The sequence below is a fragment of the Ekhidna sp. genome, from assembly GCF_964218185.1.
Lineage (GTDB): Bacteria > Bacteroidota > Bacteroidia > Cytophagales > Cyclobacteriaceae > Ekhidna.
This window is the reverse complement of sequence record NZ_CAXPLV010000008.1, coordinates 239,357-260,864: the sequence shown is the minus strand read 5'-3', so window position 1 is coordinate 260,864 and position 21,508 is coordinate 239,357. Positions and strand designations below refer to the sequence as shown.

23 protein-coding genes are annotated in these 21,508 nt (G+C 42.1%); 7 read left to right on the top strand and 16 right to left on the bottom strand.

Annotated features, from left to right (window positions below):
• The first annotated feature begins 37 nt into the window (after positions 1–37).
• On the top strand, positions 38–1,597 hold the full coding sequence (gene odhB / locus ACEQZT_RS13875) for a 2-oxoglutarate dehydrogenase complex dihydrolipoyllysine-residue succinyltransferase (protein WP_370090050.1): 1,560 nt from the start codon (positions 38–40) through the stop codon (positions 1,595–1,597).
• 38 nt (positions 1,598–1,635) lie between these two features.
• A complete protein-coding gene (gene lpdA, locus ACEQZT_RS13870; RefSeq protein ID WP_370090049.1) occupies positions 1,636–3,030 on the top strand; it encodes a dihydrolipoyl dehydrogenase in 1,395 nt (464 codons plus the stop codon).
• Positions 3,031–3,032: 2 nt separating this feature from the next.
• Here the strand turns inward: lpdA and ACEQZT_RS13865 are convergent, their stop codons facing one another.
• From ACEQZT_RS13865 to ACEQZT_RS13820, 10 genes are all read right to left on the bottom strand, one after another.
• Entirely contained in the window at positions 3,033–4,784 is a 1,752-nt protein-coding gene (locus ACEQZT_RS13865; RefSeq protein ID WP_370090048.1) for a tetratricopeptide repeat protein, read from the bottom strand.
• A 139-nt stretch (positions 4,785–4,923) separates the two neighbouring features.
• The gene (locus ACEQZT_RS13860; RefSeq protein WP_370090047.1) at positions 4,924–5,283 is read right to left on the bottom strand and encodes a DUF1801 domain-containing protein; all 360 of its coding nucleotides are present in this window, start codon (positions 5,281–5,283) and stop codon (positions 4,924–4,926) included.
• Positions 5,280–5,648 carry a VOC family protein gene (locus tag ACEQZT_RS13855; protein ID WP_370090046.1) on the bottom strand — a complete coding sequence of 123 codons (369 nt, stop codon included), beginning with the start codon at positions 5,646–5,648 and terminating at the stop codon, positions 5,280–5,282. The genes ACEQZT_RS13860 and ACEQZT_RS13855 overlap by 4 nt, the downstream gene beginning before the upstream one ends.
• A gap of 7 nt (positions 5,649–5,655) precedes the next feature.
• On the bottom strand, positions 5,656–6,282 hold the full coding sequence (locus ACEQZT_RS13850) for a GyrI-like domain-containing protein (RefSeq protein ID WP_370090045.1): 627 nt from the start codon (positions 6,280–6,282) through the stop codon (positions 5,656–5,658).
• Positions 6,283–6,370: 88 nt separating this feature from the next.
• Complete coding sequence (locus ACEQZT_RS13845; RefSeq protein WP_370090044.1) at positions 6,371–6,859, bottom strand: DUF4440 domain-containing protein; 489 nt, start codon at positions 6,857–6,859, stop codon at positions 6,371–6,373.
• Between the two features lie 3 nt (positions 6,860–6,862).
• Positions 6,863–7,867, bottom strand: a complete 1,005-nt coding sequence (locus ACEQZT_RS13840; RefSeq protein ID WP_372530164.1) for a helix-turn-helix transcriptional regulator — start codon at positions 7,865–7,867, stop codon at positions 6,863–6,865.
• 23 nt (positions 7,868–7,890) lie between these two features.
• Entirely contained in the window at positions 7,891–8,733 is an 843-nt protein-coding gene (locus tag ACEQZT_RS13835) for a hypothetical protein (RefSeq protein WP_370090042.1), read from the bottom strand.
• A gap of 175 nt (positions 8,734–8,908) precedes the next feature.
• Positions 8,909–9,481, bottom strand: a complete 573-nt coding sequence (locus tag ACEQZT_RS13830) for a hypothetical protein (RefSeq protein WP_370090041.1) — start codon at positions 9,479–9,481, stop codon at positions 8,909–8,911.
• A gap of 30 nt (positions 9,482–9,511) precedes the next feature.
• The gene (locus tag ACEQZT_RS13825; protein WP_370090040.1) at positions 9,512–9,865 is read right to left on the bottom strand and encodes an arsenate reductase family protein; all 354 of its coding nucleotides are present in this window, start codon (positions 9,863–9,865) and stop codon (positions 9,512–9,514) included.
• Positions 9,866–9,868: 3 nt separating this feature from the next.
• Entirely contained in the window at positions 9,869–10,693 is an 825-nt protein-coding gene (locus ACEQZT_RS13820; protein ID WP_370090039.1) for a DUF3667 domain-containing protein, read from the bottom strand.
• Between the two features lie 75 nt (positions 10,694–10,768).
• Here ACEQZT_RS13820 and ACEQZT_RS13815 point away from each other — a divergent pair, with 75 nt between their 5' ends.
• From ACEQZT_RS13815 to ACEQZT_RS13800, 4 genes are all read left to right on the top strand, one after another.
• Positions 10,769–12,043, top strand: a complete 1,275-nt coding sequence (locus tag ACEQZT_RS13815; protein ID WP_370090038.1) for a hypothetical protein — start codon at positions 10,769–10,771, stop codon at positions 12,041–12,043.
• 8 nt (positions 12,044–12,051) lie between these two features.
• Entirely contained in the window at positions 12,052–13,176 is a 1,125-nt protein-coding gene (locus tag ACEQZT_RS13810; RefSeq protein WP_370090037.1) for a histidinol-phosphate transaminase, read from the top strand.
• A 65-nt stretch (positions 13,177–13,241) separates the two neighbouring features.
• Entirely contained in the window at positions 13,242–13,493 is a 252-nt protein-coding gene (locus ACEQZT_RS13805; RefSeq protein WP_372530163.1) for a hypothetical protein, read from the top strand.
• Between the two features lie 43 nt (positions 13,494–13,536).
• Complete coding sequence (locus ACEQZT_RS13800) at positions 13,537–13,872, top strand: hypothetical protein (protein ID WP_370090035.1); 336 nt, start codon at positions 13,537–13,539, stop codon at positions 13,870–13,872.
• A gap of 1,444 nt (positions 13,873–15,316) precedes the next feature.
• On the opposite strand, the gene ACEQZT_RS13795 is transcribed toward ACEQZT_RS13800, so the two are convergent.
• The 6 genes from ACEQZT_RS13795 to ACEQZT_RS13770 form a co-directional block, all read right to left on the bottom strand.
• Complete coding sequence (locus ACEQZT_RS13795; RefSeq protein WP_370090033.1) at positions 15,317–15,709, bottom strand: hypothetical protein; 393 nt, start codon at positions 15,707–15,709, stop codon at positions 15,317–15,319.
• Between the two features lie 9 nt (positions 15,710–15,718).
• Positions 15,719–17,788 (bottom strand): transketolase C-terminal domain-containing protein, encoded by a 2,070-nt coding sequence (locus tag ACEQZT_RS13790; protein ID WP_370090032.1) that lies wholly within the window; start codon positions 17,786–17,788, stop codon positions 15,719–15,721.
• 72 nt (positions 17,789–17,860) lie between these two features.
• Complete coding sequence (locus tag ACEQZT_RS13785) at positions 17,861–18,649, bottom strand: hypothetical protein (RefSeq protein WP_370090031.1); 789 nt, start codon at positions 18,647–18,649, stop codon at positions 17,861–17,863.
• A 42-nt stretch (positions 18,650–18,691) separates the two neighbouring features.
• The gene (locus ACEQZT_RS13780) at positions 18,692–19,453 is read right to left on the bottom strand and encodes an enoyl-CoA hydratase/isomerase family protein (protein WP_370090030.1); all 762 of its coding nucleotides are present in this window, start codon (positions 19,451–19,453) and stop codon (positions 18,692–18,694) included.
• 77 nt (positions 19,454–19,530) lie between these two features.
• Entirely contained in the window at positions 19,531–19,845 is a 315-nt protein-coding gene (locus ACEQZT_RS13775) for a hypothetical protein (RefSeq protein ID WP_370090029.1), read from the bottom strand.
• 465 nt (positions 19,846–20,310) lie between these two features.
• Positions 20,311–20,586 (bottom strand): hypothetical protein, encoded by a 276-nt coding sequence (locus ACEQZT_RS13770; RefSeq protein ID WP_370090028.1) that lies wholly within the window; start codon positions 20,584–20,586, stop codon positions 20,311–20,313.
• Positions 20,587–20,838: 252 nt separating this feature from the next.
• Here ACEQZT_RS13770 and ACEQZT_RS13765 point away from each other — a divergent pair, with 252 nt between their 5' ends.
• Complete coding sequence (locus ACEQZT_RS13765; protein ID WP_370090027.1) at positions 20,839–21,348, top strand: hypothetical protein; 510 nt, start codon at positions 20,839–20,841, stop codon at positions 21,346–21,348.
• Positions 21,349–21,508: the final 160 nt, after the last annotated feature.

Below are 21,508 nucleotides of genomic sequence, written 5' to 3'. Positions count from 1 at the left end.
GCATAGCTGAAAACATAAAAAATTAAACAAGAAGAAAATGAGTCTTGAAATGAAAGTTCCTGCGGTAGGTGAGTCAATCACTGAAGTGACCGTAGCATCATGGACAAAAAGCGACGGAGACATGGTCGAAATGGATGAGGTCATCTGTGAACTGGAGTCTGATAAAGCCACATTTGAAGTAACAGCCGAAGCAGCCGGAAAGCTTAGCATAAAAGCGCAAGAGGGTGACACACTTGAGATAGGTGCGGTTCTTTGCGAAATAGACGAGCGTGCCTCCGGTGGAGGATCTTCCACTAGCAGTGCATCTGAAGAAAGTAAAGCTGAATCCTCACCAACGGGCTCTTCTGAAGCAAAGACTACAGGAGAGGTTCTGGAAATGAAAGTGCCAGCTGTAGGTGAATCTATTACGGAAGTTACAATTTCCAACTGGGCCAAGAGGGATGGAGATTTTGTGGAGTTGGATGAGGTCATTGCTGAAATTGAATCTGACAAGGCCACTTTTGATCTGACAGCTGAAGCTCAGGGAAAACTACAGATTGTGGCCCAAGAGGGCGACACGTTGGAGATAGGTGCTTTGATTTGCAAGATTGAAGTGATGGAAGGAGGTGCGCCAGCATCCAGTGCTTCTTCAGGCGGATCAACCGAAAGCTCATCAACATCTGGTTCTGGTGAGAGCAAAGAGACCTATGCGACAGGTCATGCATCACCTGCTGCAGCAAAAATTTTGGAAGAAAAAGGAATCTCTGCTTCTGATGTGAAAGGTACCGGCAAGGATGGTCGTATCACTAAAGAAGATGCCATGGGAGCTCAAAAGAGTAGTCAACCAGTCAAGTCATCTGCAGACGAAAAGCCTGCCAAGCCTCAGTTTGAAGCACCTACGTTTAGTGGTGGGGTAAGCAGAGAGCAGCACAGAGAAAAGATGTCCTCGTTAAGAAAGACTGTTTCCCGTAGACTGGTTTCTGTGAAAAATGAGACGGCTATGTTGACCACCTTCAACGAGGTAAACATGAAGCCAATCATGGACTTGAGAAAGAAATACAAGGAGGAGTTTAAGGAGAAGCACCAAGTGGGACTTGGTTTTATGTCTTTCTTCACTAAGGCTGTTTGTGTAGCACTTCAGGAATGGCCTGCAGTCAATGCTCAAATCGATGGAAATGAGATGGTCTTTAGTGACTATTGTGATATTTCCATCGCCGTATCTGCGCCAAAGGGTCTGGTAGTACCAGTGATTAGAAATGCAGAGTCCATGAACTTTGTGCAGATAGAAAAAGAAGTGATTCGACTTGCGACCAAAGCAAGGGATAACAAGTTGAGTATTGAAGAAATGGAAGGAGGAACGTTTACCATTACCAATGGTGGTGTCTTCGGATCTATGATGTCCACTCCAATCATCAACGCACCACAATCTGCAATCTTAGGGATGCACAATATTGTTGAGCGAGCGGTGGTTGAAAATGGAGAGGTGGTAGTAAGACCAATGATGTACGTAGCTCTTTCATATGATCACAGAATTATTGACGGAAGAGAATCTGTAAGCTTCCTTGTTAGAGTGAAGCAACTTCTCGAAGACCCAACCAGACTCCTTTTGGGAGTTTAATTTAAAATCTAAAATCTCCCAATCTAAAATCTAATAAAATGGATTATCAAGTAGTAGTAATAGGTTCAGGTCCTGGTGGTTATGTAGCGGCGATCCGTTGTGCTCAGCTGGGATTAAAAACAGCAATAATCGAAAAGTATGACACGCTAGGAGGTACATGCTTGAATGTGGGATGTATTCCCTCAAAGGCGCTTTTAGATTCATCAGAGCATTTTCACAATGCGGAGCATACCTTCAAAACTCATGGTATCGATATCAGCAAGCCAAAGGTGAATCTGAAGCAAATGATTGGGCGTAAGGCGGATGTGGTGAAGCAGAATGTGGAGGGAATCGATTACCTCATGAAGAAGAATAAAATTGATGTCTTTCATGGGATGGGAAGCTTTGTTGATAAAAACACTATTCAGATTGATGGAAAAAAGAAGCAAAAAATCACTGCGGAAAAAGTCATCATAGCCACTGGGTCAAAACCCGCAAGTCTGCCATTTATCAAACTTGATAAGGATCGTGTGATCACCAGTACAGAAGCATTGGAACTAAAAGAAGTACCTAAACACATGATCGTGATTGGTGGAGGTGTGATTGGTGTGGAGCTAGGCTCTGTATATGCAAGGCTGGGAGCTAAAGTTTCTGTTGTTGAATACCTCGATAGTATTATTCCTACGATGGACTCTACAATGGGTAAGGAACTTCAAAAATCGCTGAAAGGTATCGGATTTGACTTTTACCTTGGGCATAAGGTCACTGCTGTGGAAAAGAAGGGCAAGAACGTGACGGTTAAGGCTGAGAATAAGAAAGGTGAAAGTGTGGAAATTCAAGGTGATTATTGCCTTGTATCTATTGGACGAAGACCCTATACAGACAATCTGGGTCTGGACAAAGCAGGTGTGAAGATGGATGATAGAGGACGTGTGGAAGTTGATGATCACCTGAGGACGAATGTTGATAATATCTATGCGATAGGTGATGTGGTGAAGGGAGCGATGCTAGCTCACAAGGCTGAAGAAGAGGGAGTTTTTGTTGCTGAGTCTATCGTTGGTCAGAAGCCACATATCAATTACAATTTGATTCCTGGAGTAGTTTATACCTGGCCGGAAGTTGCTTCAGTTGGATATACGGAGGAGCAACTAAAAGAGCAGGGAAGATCATTTAAGACCGGAAAATTTCCTTACAAGGCACTTGGGCGAGCCAGGGCAAGTATGGATACGGATGGATTGGTGAAGATTTTGGCTGATAAGACTACCGATGAAATCCTTGGCGTTCATATCATAGGAGCGCGAGCGGCGGATATGATCGCTGCGGGCGTTACCGCGATGGAGTACCGAGCTTCGGCAGAAGATATCTCAAGAATGTCGCATGCGCACCCAACCTATATGGAGGCATTTAAAGAGGCAGCCTTGGCGGCTACCGATAACAGGCCGATACATATGTGATTTTAGTGTTTGGGGAGGGTGATCGTAAATGTAGAACCTTCTCCAAGCTCACTTTCTACTTTCACTTCACCGTTCAGCCTTTCAATGGCACGCTTCAGGATGTGAAGCCCAAGCCCAGTTCCTTCAATTTTTCTGTTGACGCGGAAGAACATGGTGAATATTTTGTCTACTGTTTCCTGATCCATGCCTATGCCATTGTCTTTGGATATAATCTCTATACAGTCATCCTTTTGATTGACTGAAATCTCAAATTGAGGTTTGTTATTTTCTGTGCGGGCATACTTAATGCCGTTTTCGATCAGGTTTTGGATGATGGTGTTGATCAATGCCCATTCGGCTCGATATTTAATTGTGGGATCGACCGAAATTTTAAATTCTACCAATTCATAATTGGTCAAGAATTTATAGGATGAGATACAGTCATAAATGATCTTTTCGAAATCAATTTCCTGCTTCGTATCTTCGTTGAAAGACATTTTGGTCAGGTTTAGCAACCCATCCAGAATGGTATTGAGCCTGGCTGTCTGAGTCTCGTACTCTGCCAAAAACTTCAGGGCAGTTTCATCTTTGACCTCCAGCTTGGCTACATAGCTCAGACTCATCATCGAGGTGATCGGCCCCTTTAGGTCATGCGAAATACGGTAGAAAAAAGAGTCGAGTTCAATCTTCTTTTTCTCAATAATCTTAGCCCTTTCCTTTTGGATTTGGGCCTTTTGCTCCAGCTGATTCATCTTGTTGATGTCATCATAGCTCTTGATCACCTTAGCTGTTCGATCATTGATTACACTTTCCTTTTCATCAATGTATTGCTGCAGGTATTTCAACGCCAACTCAAGATTTCCCTCCTTTTTCGCTATTTCGTGCAGTAACAAGTTTGCTCTGAATTTGATAAGGATTATTCGATTCTTATTGCTATACTCTAGCGCTTTTACTAATATTTCTCTGGCTTCATCCAGACGATTCATCCTGATATACAATGCGCCACGTTTATGATAGCACATGGCTACTCCAAGTTTTTCACCCATTTCCAGATGAATACGCTCAGCCTCTAGAAAGTCATTTTCTGCTTTTTCGTACTCCTTGGTGGCAGTGTAAATCTTGCCCCGACCGTACAAAGCGAATGCAAACCCCCGTGTGTCCCCTGTTTCTGTCTTGTAGGCTATTGATTTTTCAATCAAATCCATTGCATCGCGGATTTTACCCTGATTCAGATATATTCCTGAAAGTGGATTAAAAGCATTTGATTGAAGATTGAGATCATTGGCCTTTTCGCCCGATTCGATGGCTGATTGGTATATTTTGATGGCACTTTCCGTATCGCCAAAGTACTCATAGATTGTACCCATCGATTTTTCTACACGCGCCTTATTATGCCAATCGTTAAGCTTTTTATAGGTTTTGAGGCAGTCCATCAGGTAGGTGAGTCCCTGATTATAATCATCGGTTTTGTAGAGCACTCCGGCAATGTTGTACTTAGCGTCAGCTATCCCTTTTTCATCATTTTCGAATTCAAAATGCTCAATCGCTTCATTGGCCATATTGATAGCTAAATCAAAATCTCCGATGATCATGTGAAAGAGCGAGAGGTGTGAAAGTGATTTCCCAATGCAAGAGCTGTCATCCAAATCTTTGCTGATAGCTAGTGCCTTCTCGGCCAACTCAATGCTAGACTTTAAATTATTTATGCGACGCTCGTAAGCGTCATTCAAAAGTGAATGGACGGAAGACTTAGATTGCGTTAATGCTGACTCCAACTGTGGTGAGGTGATTTTATTGACTTAGAAATATAGCTAGCTGGAGATAAAAAGGGGATTAGAAGTGATTCAAATGCAGTTTGAAAGATGAAAATTAGGGGGCAACCCTTACAAATGCAGTAGTCAATTTGCGTATGAATTATTTTTTTGACTTGTCCATCTCATCCAAGATCAGTGCTTCTTGGACTATTTGATCAATCTCGATTTCAGGAAGATTATTCATCTCAAAGAGATCTATTCCAGCCACCATCTTACGATTTTTTTGAGAGAGTAGGCCTTGCTCATTAGATAGTCTGTGTCCTTTGAGAAAGGCCAGCTCAATTCCATTTTTCTTTATTGGATTGAGATAGCAAACCCAGCTCTTTTGATAATACATAGGTATCTCATATTTGATGTGTTGAGTCAATCCATGATAGTCTGTCAGGCGCTGATGTAAATAGGAAACGATGGCCTTTTGTTGACCATCGAGTCCTGCAATGAAATTTTGGATGGAGTTCACGGTAGTTTGAATTCAGGATTGTAGATCAATCCGATAACATTGCCCCATGGGTCCTTGAGGTTGGAGACTACTATTTCTCCGCCCACATTGGTGGGTGCTACATGTTCAGTAGCACCTAATTCAATTAGGCGTTTGTGGGCCTCTTCCACATCCTCCACTCCCCAAAACGATTCGATGTTATCACTCTTTTTATCTGCCGGAGTTTCATCAGGTACTAGCCCCAGTTCATATCCCGCAACATTGAACCCGATGTAAAAAGGCTCTTCAAAGTAGGCATTGCATTCAAAAGCTATCGAGTACCATTCCTTTGCCTTCTGAAGATCAGGTACGTGATAAATGGTAGTTCTTAAACCTAAGATTTTCATAATTTTTTTACTTTACAGCGTACCTGATAATCGTTCTCAGCTTTTCTGTTGGAGTCTTTCTTGGATCACTAAGATAAATCTCATGGTGATGACCATTCATGGTCAATTCATTTTTTTGCATGAATTCAATCATCTTCATGATTGTTGGCTCTTCTTCGTCATAGCTTCCTATGTGTAGTATTTGTACGCATTTTCCTTCATTGATCAATTCAAACTTTACTTCATCATTTGCGATCAACTCAGGATTCTTTGTTTTTACTTTTTGAACGGCACGATAGAAGTGATCCCCCTCTACAAAATCAGGCATCCGAATGAGAAACTTCCAATTCCATTGCTCCTTTGGAGTTAGTGTGAAGTTTTTCTGGGCTTCAGGTCCACCATCAATCCACCAAAATCCCTCCATTTTGGGCACTTTAAAGTCCATGTCTTCTGCCTTGCATGTAAACTTGACACCATACGCAACTGCATATAGTTGGCTTACGGCATTCCATACAGGTTCAGATTCCGGATGACCTCTGCCTTCCACAGTTAGGTAGTAGTAGGGGTCTAAATCTCGAATCTCGGGTTTTGATGAAACCTTGTAATAGTTAGGGTCAGCTTTTTGAAGATCAAATTTTTCGATTATTGCTTCCATAATTGTGTGTGAGTTTTGATTATGAAAACAAAGAAATAAGTGTCAGTGACAGCCTTATGTCACTCATTTTTGAAATGAAGAAAATTTTTTATTCGAAGTGAATAAACTCTCTATTTTCGACACTTTCAGGCGTAATGGTTACTCCATTGATTTCTCCTGTATCCCAGTCCTGAACGATTTTCCATTCCCCCTCTATTTTTTTTAGTGCCACGTGAAATCGCCCGACAAAATACCTCGGTTCGTCTTGTGAGGTATCTGTGATGCGATAATACCCAACCTCATAGGCATTATCACCATTGGAAGTTCTTGTTTCAAAGGAGAATTCAATGATTTGCTCCTTCTTCTGTCCTTGCATTCGTTCAGCATTTCTGGATTTATATTCATCACCAACCAGTAATCGTCCAGGATTGATGCGCCACACATCGTCTGAGTGAATGGCATTGAATCCCTCGCCATCATTGGCTTCCCAGGCTTTGGTAAATGCCTTCCATACTTGTTCATCTATTTCGTTTTGGGCGGTTTGGGCCGAGCTACTGATGCAAGTGCAAAGGATGATAAGGGCGATTAATACTTTCATGTTCTAAGCATTGGTTAAAAATGGGGCGCTGTGATGTTCCAATAGTTCTTTGGCTTGTGTAGCGGCTATTCCCTGTAGTTCACTGGGAGAAATGATTTCAACCTCTTTGCCAAACATCATAAGCCACCTCGCAAAATAGTCGTATCGTGGAGTCACAAACTTCATTTGATAACGTCCGTCCGCAAGTTTGGTTTCTTCTGCAAAACCCATAAAATACTTTTGCTCTCCCATGAATCTAGCCACCATGGCGGAAACAATTATCTGTGCCTCCTTAGCATCTGTCCCAATTAAGGCATCATGCAGAAACTCCAAATAATTGGGATGCGTGGAAGGATCAAACTCCTCAGCCAGCACCTGAACTTTCATGATACGATCAGCTCGGAAATCTCTTAGGTCCTCCCTCAGCCTGCAGAATGCAATCAGATGCCATCGACTGGAGTAGAATACCATTCCCAGGGGCTCCACCTCTCGTTGGGTGGTGCTGTCATTATAATGAGAATAGTAAGTCATTGAAATGACCCGATTTGTGGCTATTGCTAACTGGATTTCTGCAAGATGTGAGTCTTTTTTCTGGATTGGAACTGGGGATGGACGTATCGATATGCGATCTTCCAGATTGTCCAGAAATTCTTTGTCAGAGTATTTCAGCACCGCCTTTATTTTGTACATGGCCTTCTCAAACGTCTCAATAGTCTGAGTGTCGGCACTACGCTCTATAAATTTGGCACCCATCAGAATGGCGCTGGCCTCCTCTTTGTTGAATACTACTGGAGGTAGGTGATAGCCATCCACAATAAAATAGCCTTCACCGGCATCTCCCCCAATGGGAACACCAGCATCCATGAGCGATCGGATATCTCGGAAAACAGTCCGTCTGCCTATTTCGAATCGATCTTCCAGTTCGGTAAGGGTGACACGCGGCTTGCCTTGAAGGTGTATAAGTAGTGCGTTAAGTCGGTCTATGCGATTCATGAAAGGAAAATTATCCAATTTTCCTTTCTTACGCATAAACAGCTAGTTGAGGTTAAGGATTAATCTGATTCTGGTTTTAAAAAAGCAAATCCTTCCCAGAATTCTGAAGCATCCAAATCTTTTGAGTCGCTGAAAAGTGAAGCTCCCATAGGAAGGAAGAGTTCGTGCTCAGGAATTTTGCTAATCACTTCAATCTGGTTCATATGGAGTAGCGAGTTGTAGATATAGCCATCGTACGTTACTCCTCTAAATTTCACGTCTGTCAACACACAAGCCCCATCTATAAATTCGAAATTTTCCTCCCACTTGATTGACTTCCAAATTGACTTGTTTGCATTAAAGATTGGCTGGTATTGCATGTGGACAATGGCCAGACTTTCCTTGTCTACAAAGAGTGTCCCTCGTGTATTGCCCAGTTTCTTCTGTGGGCGGAAGGTAATGATGTAGCTGTCTCGTTCATTGTAGAATGTATCGCCAACATGCTTGTACTCGTATCTTAGGCGGTCTTTTTCATTCAGAAAAGAATTCCCTCTCCATATCGAGGAGCGAGCCATCTCTGCCGCATGACCCTCGATCAACTTGCTTTCATCGACCTTTCTGTACAATTTCTTGCGAGTTTTGATTGGACTGATCATTGCCTCCAACCGCTGGTTTAAGTTGCAAGGGATATAAATATCAATAATGCCCTCAGCTTCATAAATGTCCTTTTGTCGCTTGGAAACGGTTTCACGATAATAGCCGAAATTGTGCACACGGCTCATTTCATAGTTGATGTGGAATCTGTCAAAGACGGACTCCATGATGATATTGCCACTTTTTAAAGTGCTTTTGTCGTGGTTGTTTCCGGTATTCTCACTTGATAGTGGAAACCCTAAAATCAGAAGTAGTGTAATTAGTGCCATACCTGCTAAAATTGGTACGATACAAACTTAGGGGGAGGTAAGTTGCAAAAACCTCATAATTACGCTCATTTTGGCATAGGTAATACACTTACTAGCTTCTAGATGATTTCACTTAAAGTAATACTTTAACCAAAATTGAGTGAAATGAATGTTTTGGGGATGAGAAGCTGTCTTCCTAATACGGAGACTTCACTTCTATCGATAAAAAAGTAATCAGGCTTCCATTCGAATTTCTTTTCAGGTCGGCCAGAAAGTGCTGATCACTACCATCAATGAAGTTTCTACCCATTACTCCGGTATACTGTTTGAAGTGGATATCATACGCTTCCGGCCTAGCGCCAAATACCGTAGTGTGGATGTGACGGTTATCTGCAGAGCTGCCATAATCGCCAGGCAAAATGGTCTGAACTAATATCTGGCCTTTGCTATTTGTTATGGCCGATCCACTTAAGCGGGCAGTAGACTCGTCATTCGCAACCGATGGATTGTATTCCCCGCTGGTATCGGTGTGGTAGAAATGTACGCGTTGATCTGGTAGAGGATTGCCTGATGACTTATCTACAAACGTCAGGCATAGAATCAGTGGCTCACCGGGTTCATCCCGATTGCTAATTTGCAGTCGATTTTGTTCTGGCAACTCTTGGTAGGTTTTAAGGACACCTTCATCAACAGATGAGATTGAGTTTATTTCCCGATCAATGCCGCAAGAAGCAAGTGATAAAACCAAAAGAAATGCGTATTTGGGCATGAGCATTATACGCCCTAATATTGATTGGGTTTAGCTTAAATAACTTGTGAGGGATTCAATTACCTTCTTGCTATTGCCCACAAAAATCTGATCTTCAACAATGAAAACCGGACGTTTTAGGAAGGTATACTCCTCCTGAATGAGCTTTCTGTAGTCATCTTCAGACAGATTTTTATCACCCAATCCCATCGATCTAAACTTCATGGCTTTTCTTGAAAAAAGGGATTCGTAAGATCCGCTTCGTTTTTTCATTTCATCAATCTGGTCAAAAGTCATCTGATCAGATTTGATGTCTTGTTTGTCAAAATCAGCAATGAGATCACCCAGCTCATCCATGATGCGTTTACAGGTAGTACAGGTAGATAAATAATAGACTTTCTTCATACCTCAAATAGACCAAAAAGTGATGAAAAACAGAAGTGCACGATAGCCGATTAAGCAAACCAGCACTGCAGCTAAACATAGGGCTGTGTTTAAGCAAGCCCTTAGGGGTTTGAATCTGTAAAACGTACGCTCCATTACGTAGAAGAAATAAGACAGCCCCAGGAAGGCAAATGATGTAGAATATATATTAGTCAGAAATTGTCTATACCCAAATTGGCTAATAGTTAGCCCAATCAATCCATATAGCTGAATTACGACCAGAAGAATGAAGGTCATTACTTCAAGACTGATGGTCAAATGGTCTGCAAAATATTTGCGCTTGCCTCCCAGGTGTATAGGCCAGAAAAGTATCGCAAGCATATAAGCAAATATTACTAGCAATAACTTTGATAGTTCTGTGGTTTTAGTGTTATAGACGGTCAAATATTCATCGTAAGAAACGTCCCTTTTGGCAATGACATCTTCAACCCATTCGACAACCAGCGGACTATAGTGAAACGACGTTCTCTGAATTTCAAGAGGTGTAGTGAATGTGTTGATCAATGGAAACAGAAAATAAATGAGGTTGGCTAGAAAGAAAATGGAAACCGGCTTCATGTAGGGCTTACGTCTACCTTCCGCAAATTCTTTGGAAAGGAAGCCAGGCCTTTGAAAAAGGACCTTTAGCGTGCGCCAGAGTTTGTTGTCAGCAAAAGTGATGGCGTTTACAAACTCATTAATAAAATATTTAAGTGACCGGTCATTAGGATTAATAACCTTCTCCCCACAGGTGTTGCAGTAGTTGCCTTCAAACTCATTCCCACAGGATTTACAGCTATGCTTTTTCAATGAATTGAATTGATAATTTCAAATCTAATAATCTTTCGATTCAGTAAATTACCATACAACCTTAAAACCATTGATATGAAAAACACCAGCCCTTTATGTCTTTTGCTTTGCTTTTTACTGGCGTGCACACCACAAGAGCAACCACTTACCATTGACAACATTGCTGAAAGCTATGTCAAACTCATGCTGGAAATCGGGCAGTATGATAGTGACTTTATTGATGCCTATTACGGGCCAGAAGAATGGAAACCTACTGCAAAAAAAGATACGTTTCCATCTGGTGATTTTATTGAACGAGCCAATAATCTCATCAGTCAGATACAGTCGGTAGAAGGAGATAAAGACCGAAAATTTGTATTGGTGAAGCAACTAATTGCCGCTCGCACTAAAGTAGAGATTATCAATGGGAAGGTTTATCCATTTGATGAAGAAGCTAAGCTACTGTATGATGCTAAGCCACCTTCCTATCCGGAATCGTATTTTGATAGTCTTTTACTTGACCTGGAAAATGCATTGCCGGGAGAGGGCAGCTTAGCGGATAGATACAATGAGTTTGTTGATCAATTCATAATACCTAAGGAAAACCTTGATACAGTTTTTCAAACCGCGATAGCTGAGGCAAGAAAACGCACCATGGCCAGGTATGATCTTCCTGAAAATGAAAACTTCGTTTTGGAATACGTCACTGACAAGAGCTGGTCAGGGTACAACTACTACCAGGGCAACAGCCAGAGTTTGATTCAGATCAACACCGATCTTCCAATCAAAATCAGTCGAGCCATTGATCTGGCTTGTCATGAGGGCTATCCGGGGCATCATGTATTTAATGCTTTATTGGAGCAAAATCTGGTAAACAACAAAGGATGGAAAGAGTATTCGGTTTATCCGCTTTTCTCCCCTCAGTCCTTAATTGCAGAGGGTAGCGCCAATTATGGAATTGATGTAGCATTTCCAGGTGAAGAGCGAGTTCAGTATGAGAAGGAAGTTCTGTTTCCTTTGGCGGGATTGGATGCATCTCAGGCAGATAAATATTACGAAATACAAGGCCTAATTGGGAAGCTCAGCTATGCCGGGAATGAAGCCGCGCGAATGTATCTCAACGGTGAGATTAGCCGAGAGGAGGCAGCCAGATGGATGGAGAAGTACCAGCTTAACGAACCGGAACGAGCACTGCAGCGGACCAGGTTCTTTGATCAGTATCGTAGCTATGTGATCAATTACAATCTGGGCAAAGACCTGGTGGCCAACTACATCGAAGCACAGGGAGGTACTGCTGATCAGCCTGAAAAGCGATGGGAAGTTTTTAAAGAACTGCTTAGCAATCCGAATACAGCCAGCACCATCAAATAAATCAAATCATGGGAATCAATCGACGGGACTGGCTCAGACAAAGTTTACTTGCATCCGCTACCATGCTGGTGGCAGGACCACATGCAGCACAGGGATGTGCAAGCGAGCGATCAAAAGAACTTCGCGAGAAAGATGACCTTATCCTGCTCAACTGGAATGAGAATCCCTATGGCCCATCTGATGTAGCCGTTCAGGCGGTAAATGATGCTATGAAATACGCTAATCGGTATCCCGATGAGGTGGTGAATGAGCTCAAGCAAAAGCTGGCAGATAAAAATGGATTAAAACCGGCCAACTTCCTGCTCACCGCAGGATCTACGGAAGTGCTAAGCTTGCTGGGGCAGCATGTGGGTCTTCAAAAAGGCGAGATTGTGAGTCCCTATCCGACTTTTCCTACCGCTTTGCGATTTGGCGAGCGAGCGGGAGCATCCATCAAAAGAGTAGGTTTGGATACCGATGATCGGATCGATCTGGATAAAGTTTTAGACGCCATTTCAGACAAAACCAAAATGGTCTTTATCTGCAATCCCAACAATCCAACCGGGACGGAGCTTCTAACGGAGGACTTAAGAAGCTTCTGCAGGAGGGTTCCTGAAAATGTTTTGATCGCGATGGATGAGGCCTATGTCGAGTACTCGAATGCAGGCTTAAAGGGCAGTATGATCAGTTTAGTCAATGAGCTACCGAACCTCATCATTGTGCGTACTTTCTCTAAAACGTACGGACTGGCAGGATTGCGCATGGGCTATGCCGTCTCCAATGTTCGCAATATCCAGGCACTTCGGGATCGACATTTGGGCTCAGAGATTGCTGCCGGATGGCCTCCGCTGGTTGCTGCGAGTGCTTCACTGGACGATCCTGAGTTTATCAATATGTGTGTGGCTAAGAATGCCGAAGGAAAGCAGATTGTTTATGATGCATATGATCGGTGGGGAGTGAAGTACAACCCGTCCTCAACCAATTTTATTTATGCCAGGGATGACCGTTTTGAGAAAGATTTGGTGGCGAAGATGAAGAAGAAAGGCATCCTCATCACCAAGTGGCCGGACATGACCCAACATGTTCGTGTGAGCATCGGTAAACCGGAGCATATGCGATTGTTTGTGGAGACGGTGGAGGAGTTTTTGGTGTGAGGTAGGTTTCATTCTCAGCCAAGCTTTAATAAATTTTTAGAAAACGTTATTATTGTCCGATGAAGATGATAAATCTAGTTTTGGTACTTAGCTGCGTGGGGCTGTCCTGCTCGGATGACGAATCTGATCAAACACTATATTCAGGAATAGTTTTGGATGCGAATAGCGAACAACCATTAGAAAATGTGGAGGTTTCTTTATTAGGAGGGGATGATCCATTAGATCTGCTTCCAATTAAATCGGGTATTTCGGATGTGAATGGTGAGTTTGTCATTAGCCTTCCAAAAGCTGAAGAAGTTTTTGCCTTCAATTTATAAAAGTGAATCCCCCAAGTATATTATTGATAATTATAACACCAACGTGATTGCCATTCAGAACAAGGGTTATAATTATGATACCTTGATATCATTCGATGCTGCATATGTAAAATTGATCATCCCGCAAGGCTCTTCAGAACAATTGGACGTCACCTTGTCCGGAGGAATAATTCGGAATACAGGCGATATTTTCGGTAAAATACTTGCTAGGTATTACAGTGAGTCATACACACTGGATGCAAATAAAAAGGAAGCAATTTTCCAGTTTTTCGCTGATGGAGAAAGTATATCTGTCACATGGAATGTTGATGATATTAGATATGCTGATGAGATATTATTGGAAAAGTTTGACACAGTAGAATACCAAGTTACACTTTGATTTCTTTAGTATCTCGTTTCTGGAGATTTCACATATTTGGTTTATCATTTTAAGACTTCTCCTCCACAAAGGTTTGTAGGGAGGGTAAGGGAGTTTTTGATTCAGCCGATATCATCGGATGCACTTTCTTAGTATCAGATGATAGCAAGTTCTTATCGGATACCAACCCATTCACATCGGACGCTGGAATCTTGCAAAAGATGCTAGTCCGTTCTTATCTGAAGCTGGAAATTCTCATAAGATGCTAGAAGAACGCAAAAGATGGTCGTCCACTCGCATCGGATGATCATCCAAGGGCAAAAGATGCTGGAATAGTGCATCTGAAGGTGGTAATATCTTATTTGATGCTGAACTAGCTGTATCGGATGACAATCGTCTTTTATCGGATGAAGGAAAAGTTTAACAGAAGGTAGATATGAGTATGAGATTCCTGATCTCCGCTGCGCTCCGTCAGGAATGACGTTCTTTTTTCTGTGCGTCATCCCGGACTTGTTCCGGGATCTAAGAATATGGGTACGGTTTGACGCTTTAGAGTCTGACTACTTTGAAGAAGAGATCCTTCTCTGCGTTCAGGATGACAGCTCCGATTTTATTTCTGTGCTAAAACTTGAATATCCCTACTTACGAAATTCTGCTGTCGTGCCTCTCTGTGTCAGACAGGCTGACGGAGGAAGCATCTAGGGAGATTCCTGATCTCCGCTGCGCTCCGTCAGGAATGACGTTCTTGTTTCTGTGCGTCATCCCGGACTTGATCCGGGATCTTATTATTTAGGAGATGGTGTTGTTCAATTTTCCATATAAATTGTATTTTATAAAGAATTTTTGATTTTATCATATCATGATTATCTCATAATCGTGTTGATATCTAGATATAAAAGCATCAAATTATTGTAAAAACAATGATTTTATCCATATTTATTGAATGATTCTCATTTTAATGAAAATTATCAATAATTGTATTTTATTAATTTTGTGTAAGCTCTCAGGATAACAGAGCGACTGCCTGAGCTAAGGGCAGGCAAGTAGGTATCGAACCCTGCCCTGGGAGCTTTTTTTAGTTGTATTCGTCAAAGTCCTGATGGTGATTCGTGGAGACACGAACCATGTCGTGATTTTCAATAGAGGTATACTTGAAGTATGTATCATACATAAATAAACTACATTTAAGTGATGAAGATTCTGGCAAGTTTGATTATTGTATTTATAGTTTGGCTTTATCTACCTGACAATAGCTCATTCTCTTATTTAGCTGGAAGGATTATTGTTGAGTTACTTTTTCTTTATTTCTTTCCTCTTTTGATAGGGCTGGTAGGTTTTTTCAAGGAGAAAAAATATAGTTGGAAGCTGTTTAATCTTGTATTTTGGATACTTTTTGTTATTCGGATTTTTGTTTTGGTTGGTCAATATCAGCTTATCTCGAACTATTGATTTTGTAGACCTACTTTCAACTTTTGACAAAATGGATTACCAGCTCGAAATCAACTCTTGACTGACATTTATATTGATTTAATCTTTCAAAATCTTGCCAGCCATGACATATTTTTCTGCCTTCAGTTTTTTGAGTTCGTTGGTTAACTGCATTGATAATTTCTTCTTCAAAATCTAAATCAGAGTAAATGCACTCTGGATTTAAACAATCAATTTTAAAATAAGATTTATCACTTTTAGTGAAAGTGAATTCTTGAATGTCCGAATAAGCATAAGCTCCAGAATATTCTCTTGTTAATGAAATACATATACTTTCAACCTGAGGGAATCTTTCTTTAAGTAATGGAGAGTTAATTTTTCTATTCCAGTTTATTTCACTCTCTTTTTGTCGAATTTCCTGTTCTTTCATACTCTTAAATCAAAAAGCCAATATCTCCTGCATCTTCTCAGCAATCCGTTCTGCATTTGGAACCACTGACTCCATCAAAGGCACATTGTGCGGCAGAGGGATGTCTGGCATAGCGATTCGCTCTACCGGGGCGTCCAGGTAGCTGAATCCTTCGGAGGCAAGCACTGCAGCGATCTCCGCTCCAAACCCGGCTGTAAGTGCATCTTCATGCACGATCAAACACCTGTTCGTTTTTTGGATGGATCGCATAATTGCTTCTTTGTCCCATGGCATGATGGTGCGCAGGTCCAGTACATCAGCTGAGATACCTGTCTCATCCACGGCAGCTTCGCATGCTTCACACATTGCTCCCCATGTTACCAATGTAATGTCAGTTCCTTCTCTGAGTAGGTTTGCTTTTCCGAATGGTACCACAAACTCATCGCCCGGATAAGGTCGTCGAGCATACCGATTATCGTTCAGGTTTCGGTGCTCGAAGAACATGGTTGGGTTATCGGATCGCATCGCTGATCGGATCAGTCCCACCGCATCTTGAGCATTGCTTGGGAAGGCTACCTGCCACCCAATCGCATGAGCGAACATCACCTCGTTGGTTACCGAGTGCCACGGGTCACCTACTTTGGCAAACCCTCCGGGCATCCGTACAACGATCGGAGCTGCAAACCGGTTGGCAGTTCTCCAGCGTGTCGTACCACAGTTGTTTAGCTGCTCAGTCGCCGGATCGGCGTACTTCCTGAACTGGATCTCTGCCACTGGCATAAGTCCTGCATAGGCCATACCTACCGCGCGACCAATGATTCCTTCTTCAGAAAGCGAAGTGTCAAACACCCGATCTTCTCCGTACTTCGATTGTAGGCCCATGGTCACGGCATGCACGCCACCCTTCATCCCTACATCTTCTCCGAAGACCAGCACCTTTGGATTGGTTTTCAACTCATAATCCAGCGCAAGATTGATCGCTTCACCAATATTGATTCTACGCTTATCTGGTTTCGGTTCTTCTGAGGAGGTAGGAAATTCATGCCCTGAAGCTCTCAATCCACCAATTCCTTGCACTTCATCCGGTTCGGAAAAGACATACTTCTTGATTTTGGATGCATCGGGAAGTGGTCGATTCAATGCAGCTTCAGCGGATTCATCTACGATTTTCTGTGCTTCTTTTTCCAGTGCCTTCCACTCCTTATCGGAAAACATTTTCTTCACTGCTTTCAGTGGATCGTTGGCCTGCTCTTTTTTTACGAGTTTCTCGTCTTTGTATGCCTGATTGTCCTGATAGGAGTGACCATTTAGCCTTGGCACAGTCAGTCGGACAAGCGCCGGCCCTTTTCTTGATCTAACATGATCGGTCCCAGCTTTCAATAGTTTGTAGGCTTCTTCCGGATCGGTCCCACTTCCATCCCAGATGTCCAGGTTTTTGAATGAAGCTAAATTTTCTGCAATGTTTTTTCCTGGGGTTTGATATTCGCTGGTGACCGATATGCCATAGCCATTGTCCTCGATATAGAAAAGGACAGGTAATTTTTGTGTGGTCGCGATAGTAAGGGCAGACCAGAAGCCATTAGTAGCAACAGATCCATCACCTCCTAAAATTGCAGCGATTGAATCTTTATATGTCTTGTCTTTCAGCGTTTTGGCATAGTATTCAATACTCTGTGCCCAGCCGATAGCCGGGGTATACTGCGCACCAACATCTCCTGCCATCGGTAATACCACACAGCCGCGATCAGATTTTGGCATGTTACATACCACCCCAATGTCTCGTCCGTCGCTGTAGCCTCCTGATCTGGTCAATGGTGCGGAAAGTGCGTCCTCCACCGACAATCCCAGCCCGATCATTAATGGTCTTGAGCGATAATAGGCACTGGCAGCATCTTTCGGTTTGTCAAGCAGATTAGCAAGAATTAGCTGGCCCAATTCATGTCCCCTGGCAGAGAATTGGTACAGTACCTTTTTCTCAGGTACCAGTTTATTCTCTTCGAGATCGTCCATGGCTCTGGAGATGAGCATTTTCAATGCAATCTCTTTCCAATCTATCGCAGTTTCTTTCTTCTTCTTAGGTGCTGTCGCTGTTTTTGCCATAACTAATTTTTGGGAGCGCTAAGTTAGTAAAGGCAATGGTTTGCGACGAAACCGTTTGTCAGATCATGTTGATCATTTGGAGCTACTTTCTTCATTGGCTTTCCGGTACAGTTGTCTAATTTCTTCTTCCGAGAAATCAGGAAATAATTTCTTAGCCAGAAACACTGCCTCATCTTCACTTTTAACCTTATCGAGGTTCTGAGTTATCAGATCCTTTTCTACTGCTTTAGCTTTCTTTTCTCCAAGCCTATCATTGATTAGTGGTAGGGCATTTTCCGAAGCAATTGCAATACGCTTAGCGATATTGCCTCGATCGTTTATTAGCGTAACAAATCGGTTAAAGTTGTCATAATTGTCAGCCCAGGCGAGTTTGTATTCAGGGGATTGCTTCGAAAGATTGGAAGGGAGCGTATGATACCGTCTGGAAGTCTCAGTGATGAGTCGCTCCACATGCTCCATTTTTTTAATTTCCACAAAAAGAGATTGTAGCGTATTATATAGTTCAAAATCAACGATTTCAGGATTTTGCAGACTCAACGAATATTGTATGGTTTGGTAATCATATTGAGGTTCGATGAAACGAAAGTCAGAGAAATTTGCATAATCCCCTTCTTTTAGCGTGCTGCTAAGTTCCTGTGCATATGAGATCATACCCAGTGAAAACTCAGTCATTTGAAAACGAAAGGCCTCCAGTTCATACTTCAAAGCTGTGATGACACGATCCTTCTCTTTTTCATTCTTTTCTTGTTCGGCATAGCTCTGAATGAGAAAGGCACAATATACCCCGATGATTACAATAAGCAGGTCGACTAAAACCCAGGTGAATTTATTTTCGGCTTTGAAAAGTTTTCGTAGAAACATGCCTAAAGCTACTGATTCTCACTTTATCAATAAAAAAAGGCCTTAAGAGGCCTTTTCTTTAAACTTCTGTATAAAATTTCTGGTAAACTCTGAAAGCACCAGCTTTCCACTCATCTCTGCCCGCTCGGCTAAGAGCTCATCCCAGTGTTCAGTGCCTTGCCAAAATACTTTCTTTAGCTCGGCCATGGCTTCCGGATTATATGCTGCCAGTTTTTCTGCCAGTTGATTTACGGCCTTATCCAGCGACGCTGCATCATCGTATAGTTTCCCGAAAAGCCCCTTCTGATGTGCCCATTTTGGATCGTAAAACTCATCAGGATTCATCGCCATTTGTGACATAGCTGAGAGACCTACTTTTCTTTCAATAGCCGGGCCTACCACAAATGGTCCGATACCAAGAGCCAATTCGCTCAACTTAATTGCTGAGTGTTTGGAAGCAAAGCAGTAATCAACTGATGCAGCCAAACCAATTCCACCACCAACGGCTTTTCCCTGCAATCGTCCAATGATAAATTTCGGACATTTACGCATGGCATTGATGACATTGGCAAAGCCCATGAAAAATTTCTTTCCATTCTCCGGACTGTCCACTGCCATCAGTTCATCAAAGCTGGCACCTGCACAGAACGTGCGGTTTCCACCACTTTTCAGAATGATTACTTTAATATCGGGGTTACTACCAGCTTCGGTAATCGTGTCTGCAAGCTTTTTCAGTATATCTCCCGGAAGCGAGTTACTTTGCTCGGTAAAGAATTCTACGGTACCGATTCCGTTTTCTATGTCAAGTTTTACGTAGTTGCTCATAATGCAAAAATAGACTAGCTGATACAAATAAAAAGAGGGTGAAAACACCCTCTTAGAATCGCTGAACTTACGATAAGTTATTGCTGAACCATTGTAAATTTCCCAATCTGCTTACCTCCAGACCATTTAGCTGTGTAGTGACCCTCCTGTTGAGAAGGCTCACCGATACAGTTGTACTCTTCAGAGTTTCCGCTGTAGTGGCCGTAAAAGTTCACACTTTCATAGTCTCCTTCATAGTTCCATTGACCTGAGAAATACTTATTCACAGTCACTACATCAGCTATTCCACCATCCTGGAAGGTTATGAAGAAAGGCGCAAAACGACCTTTTGTTTCTTGAACCAACCATTTGGTACCTACTAATGATTGTTGTTTGATAATTGAGCTATCCATTTTCTTTTTTGTTTTTAAATTTTCTCCTACTCGTAAGGCTTTTCGGAATCCACCCCTGCTGTTATGGTTGCAGGTAAACCGTTTGCTGATATCAGTGGTGTAAAATTGATATAACCGTTATGAGTGTAAAAGAGGAAAACTGCTGGATTTTACAAACAGGTATTTCTACTGATGGGGGGATAATTTTTGTGGAATCATAAAAAAAGCCCTCCAAAATTTGGAGAGCCTTCCAGTTTATAGTCCACCGCTTGGATTATGAAGTAAAGATGAAAAGTAATGACAGAAGTTTCTAGAGGAGAAATGACCGTTTCGGAAAACAGGTATTTCTACTTGTTTTAGTAGGCCGAAGTTTTCTAACCCCTAAAAAAGAAAGCTCTCCACTTTTGGAGAGCTGTTCCCAACCAGCTAACTCACCCGAACTATGACGGGGAGCATTGAGTACACTACTATGAGGTTTTAAATTTTTTATGTCAGGGTGCCACCACAGCTAAAATCAATGGTTTGTCCTTCCATACAAGCGAAATGAAAGGTGCCGTCTTTGCGCCGTACCTGTGCCCCAAATTGCTTGGTGAATCCCATGCATGGATCACCACCCAGATAAGAACTGGTAATGGTCACTACACCATTATTTTGATTGATTAGGTTCTGCAATGTTGCTCTCACATCCATGGCTTTACCGCTGTTGGAAACTCCATTTTTTAAAGCTCCATACACTGCAAAGTCTACCTTAATATCAGACATAACCTTAAAGTTTACTGACTCCTACTCGTGAGGCTTTTCGGAATTGCGCCATCGATTTTGTATTAATCGATATGTAAAATTTGGAAAAGGATTTGTGTTATTTCAGAGGATAATTGCCCAATTGAAAAAACAGGTAGAAATACCCGTTTTGAATTCTTTTACGGATACAATTAACCATTTCGAGTGATAGACTATATGATATGTGCATTGATCGTATTAGACTTGTTAAAAAACCTAACTATTATGACTATTATGAAAAACTTATCAATTGTAATGCTCGTGTTGCTTGCGCTTTCATGCCAGCAACAAAACTCAGATCAAGCTATGGAAAGTAGCTATGAGGTTCAGGATAGTGAGCCTTCTATGTATGCAGTTTCATATGAGGAAGCTAAGAAAAACATCACCTACTATGATACAATGGCTTATAAATTTCTAAAAACAGATCCAATAAAAGCATTTACTATCCGGTCAGTTGACTTGATCGAGGCGATCGGGTTGCCACCAAGTGCAGATGCTAAATCAAAGTACAAGCATGTAAGAATCTATCTTGGACTGGATAGTGCCACAAACCAATTCAAGGTGTATATGACACCTGTCGAAGGGGCAAAGCTTAGTGCTGGCAAGGCAGGGAAAGATGTGATTCTTGATGGACCTTATGAAGGAATTCCGGATTCAAATGGGGATGTATCTGAGAGCGACGGGCAATATATGATGGACTTTAGCGCCCCATGTCCAAAAACGTGTCCTCAAGGAGGAGAATAAGTTTTGAATTTTGGAGACTCTGGCAGAAATCATATTAAAGGCAGCTTCGTTACCGGTTATTGTAACCGGTACCTATGCCTTGTTCAAATTCAGGAATTTGGGTTCTGAACTTAAGGTGTTTAGCTGCTTTATTATTTTTTCCTTGATTATTGAGGTGTCT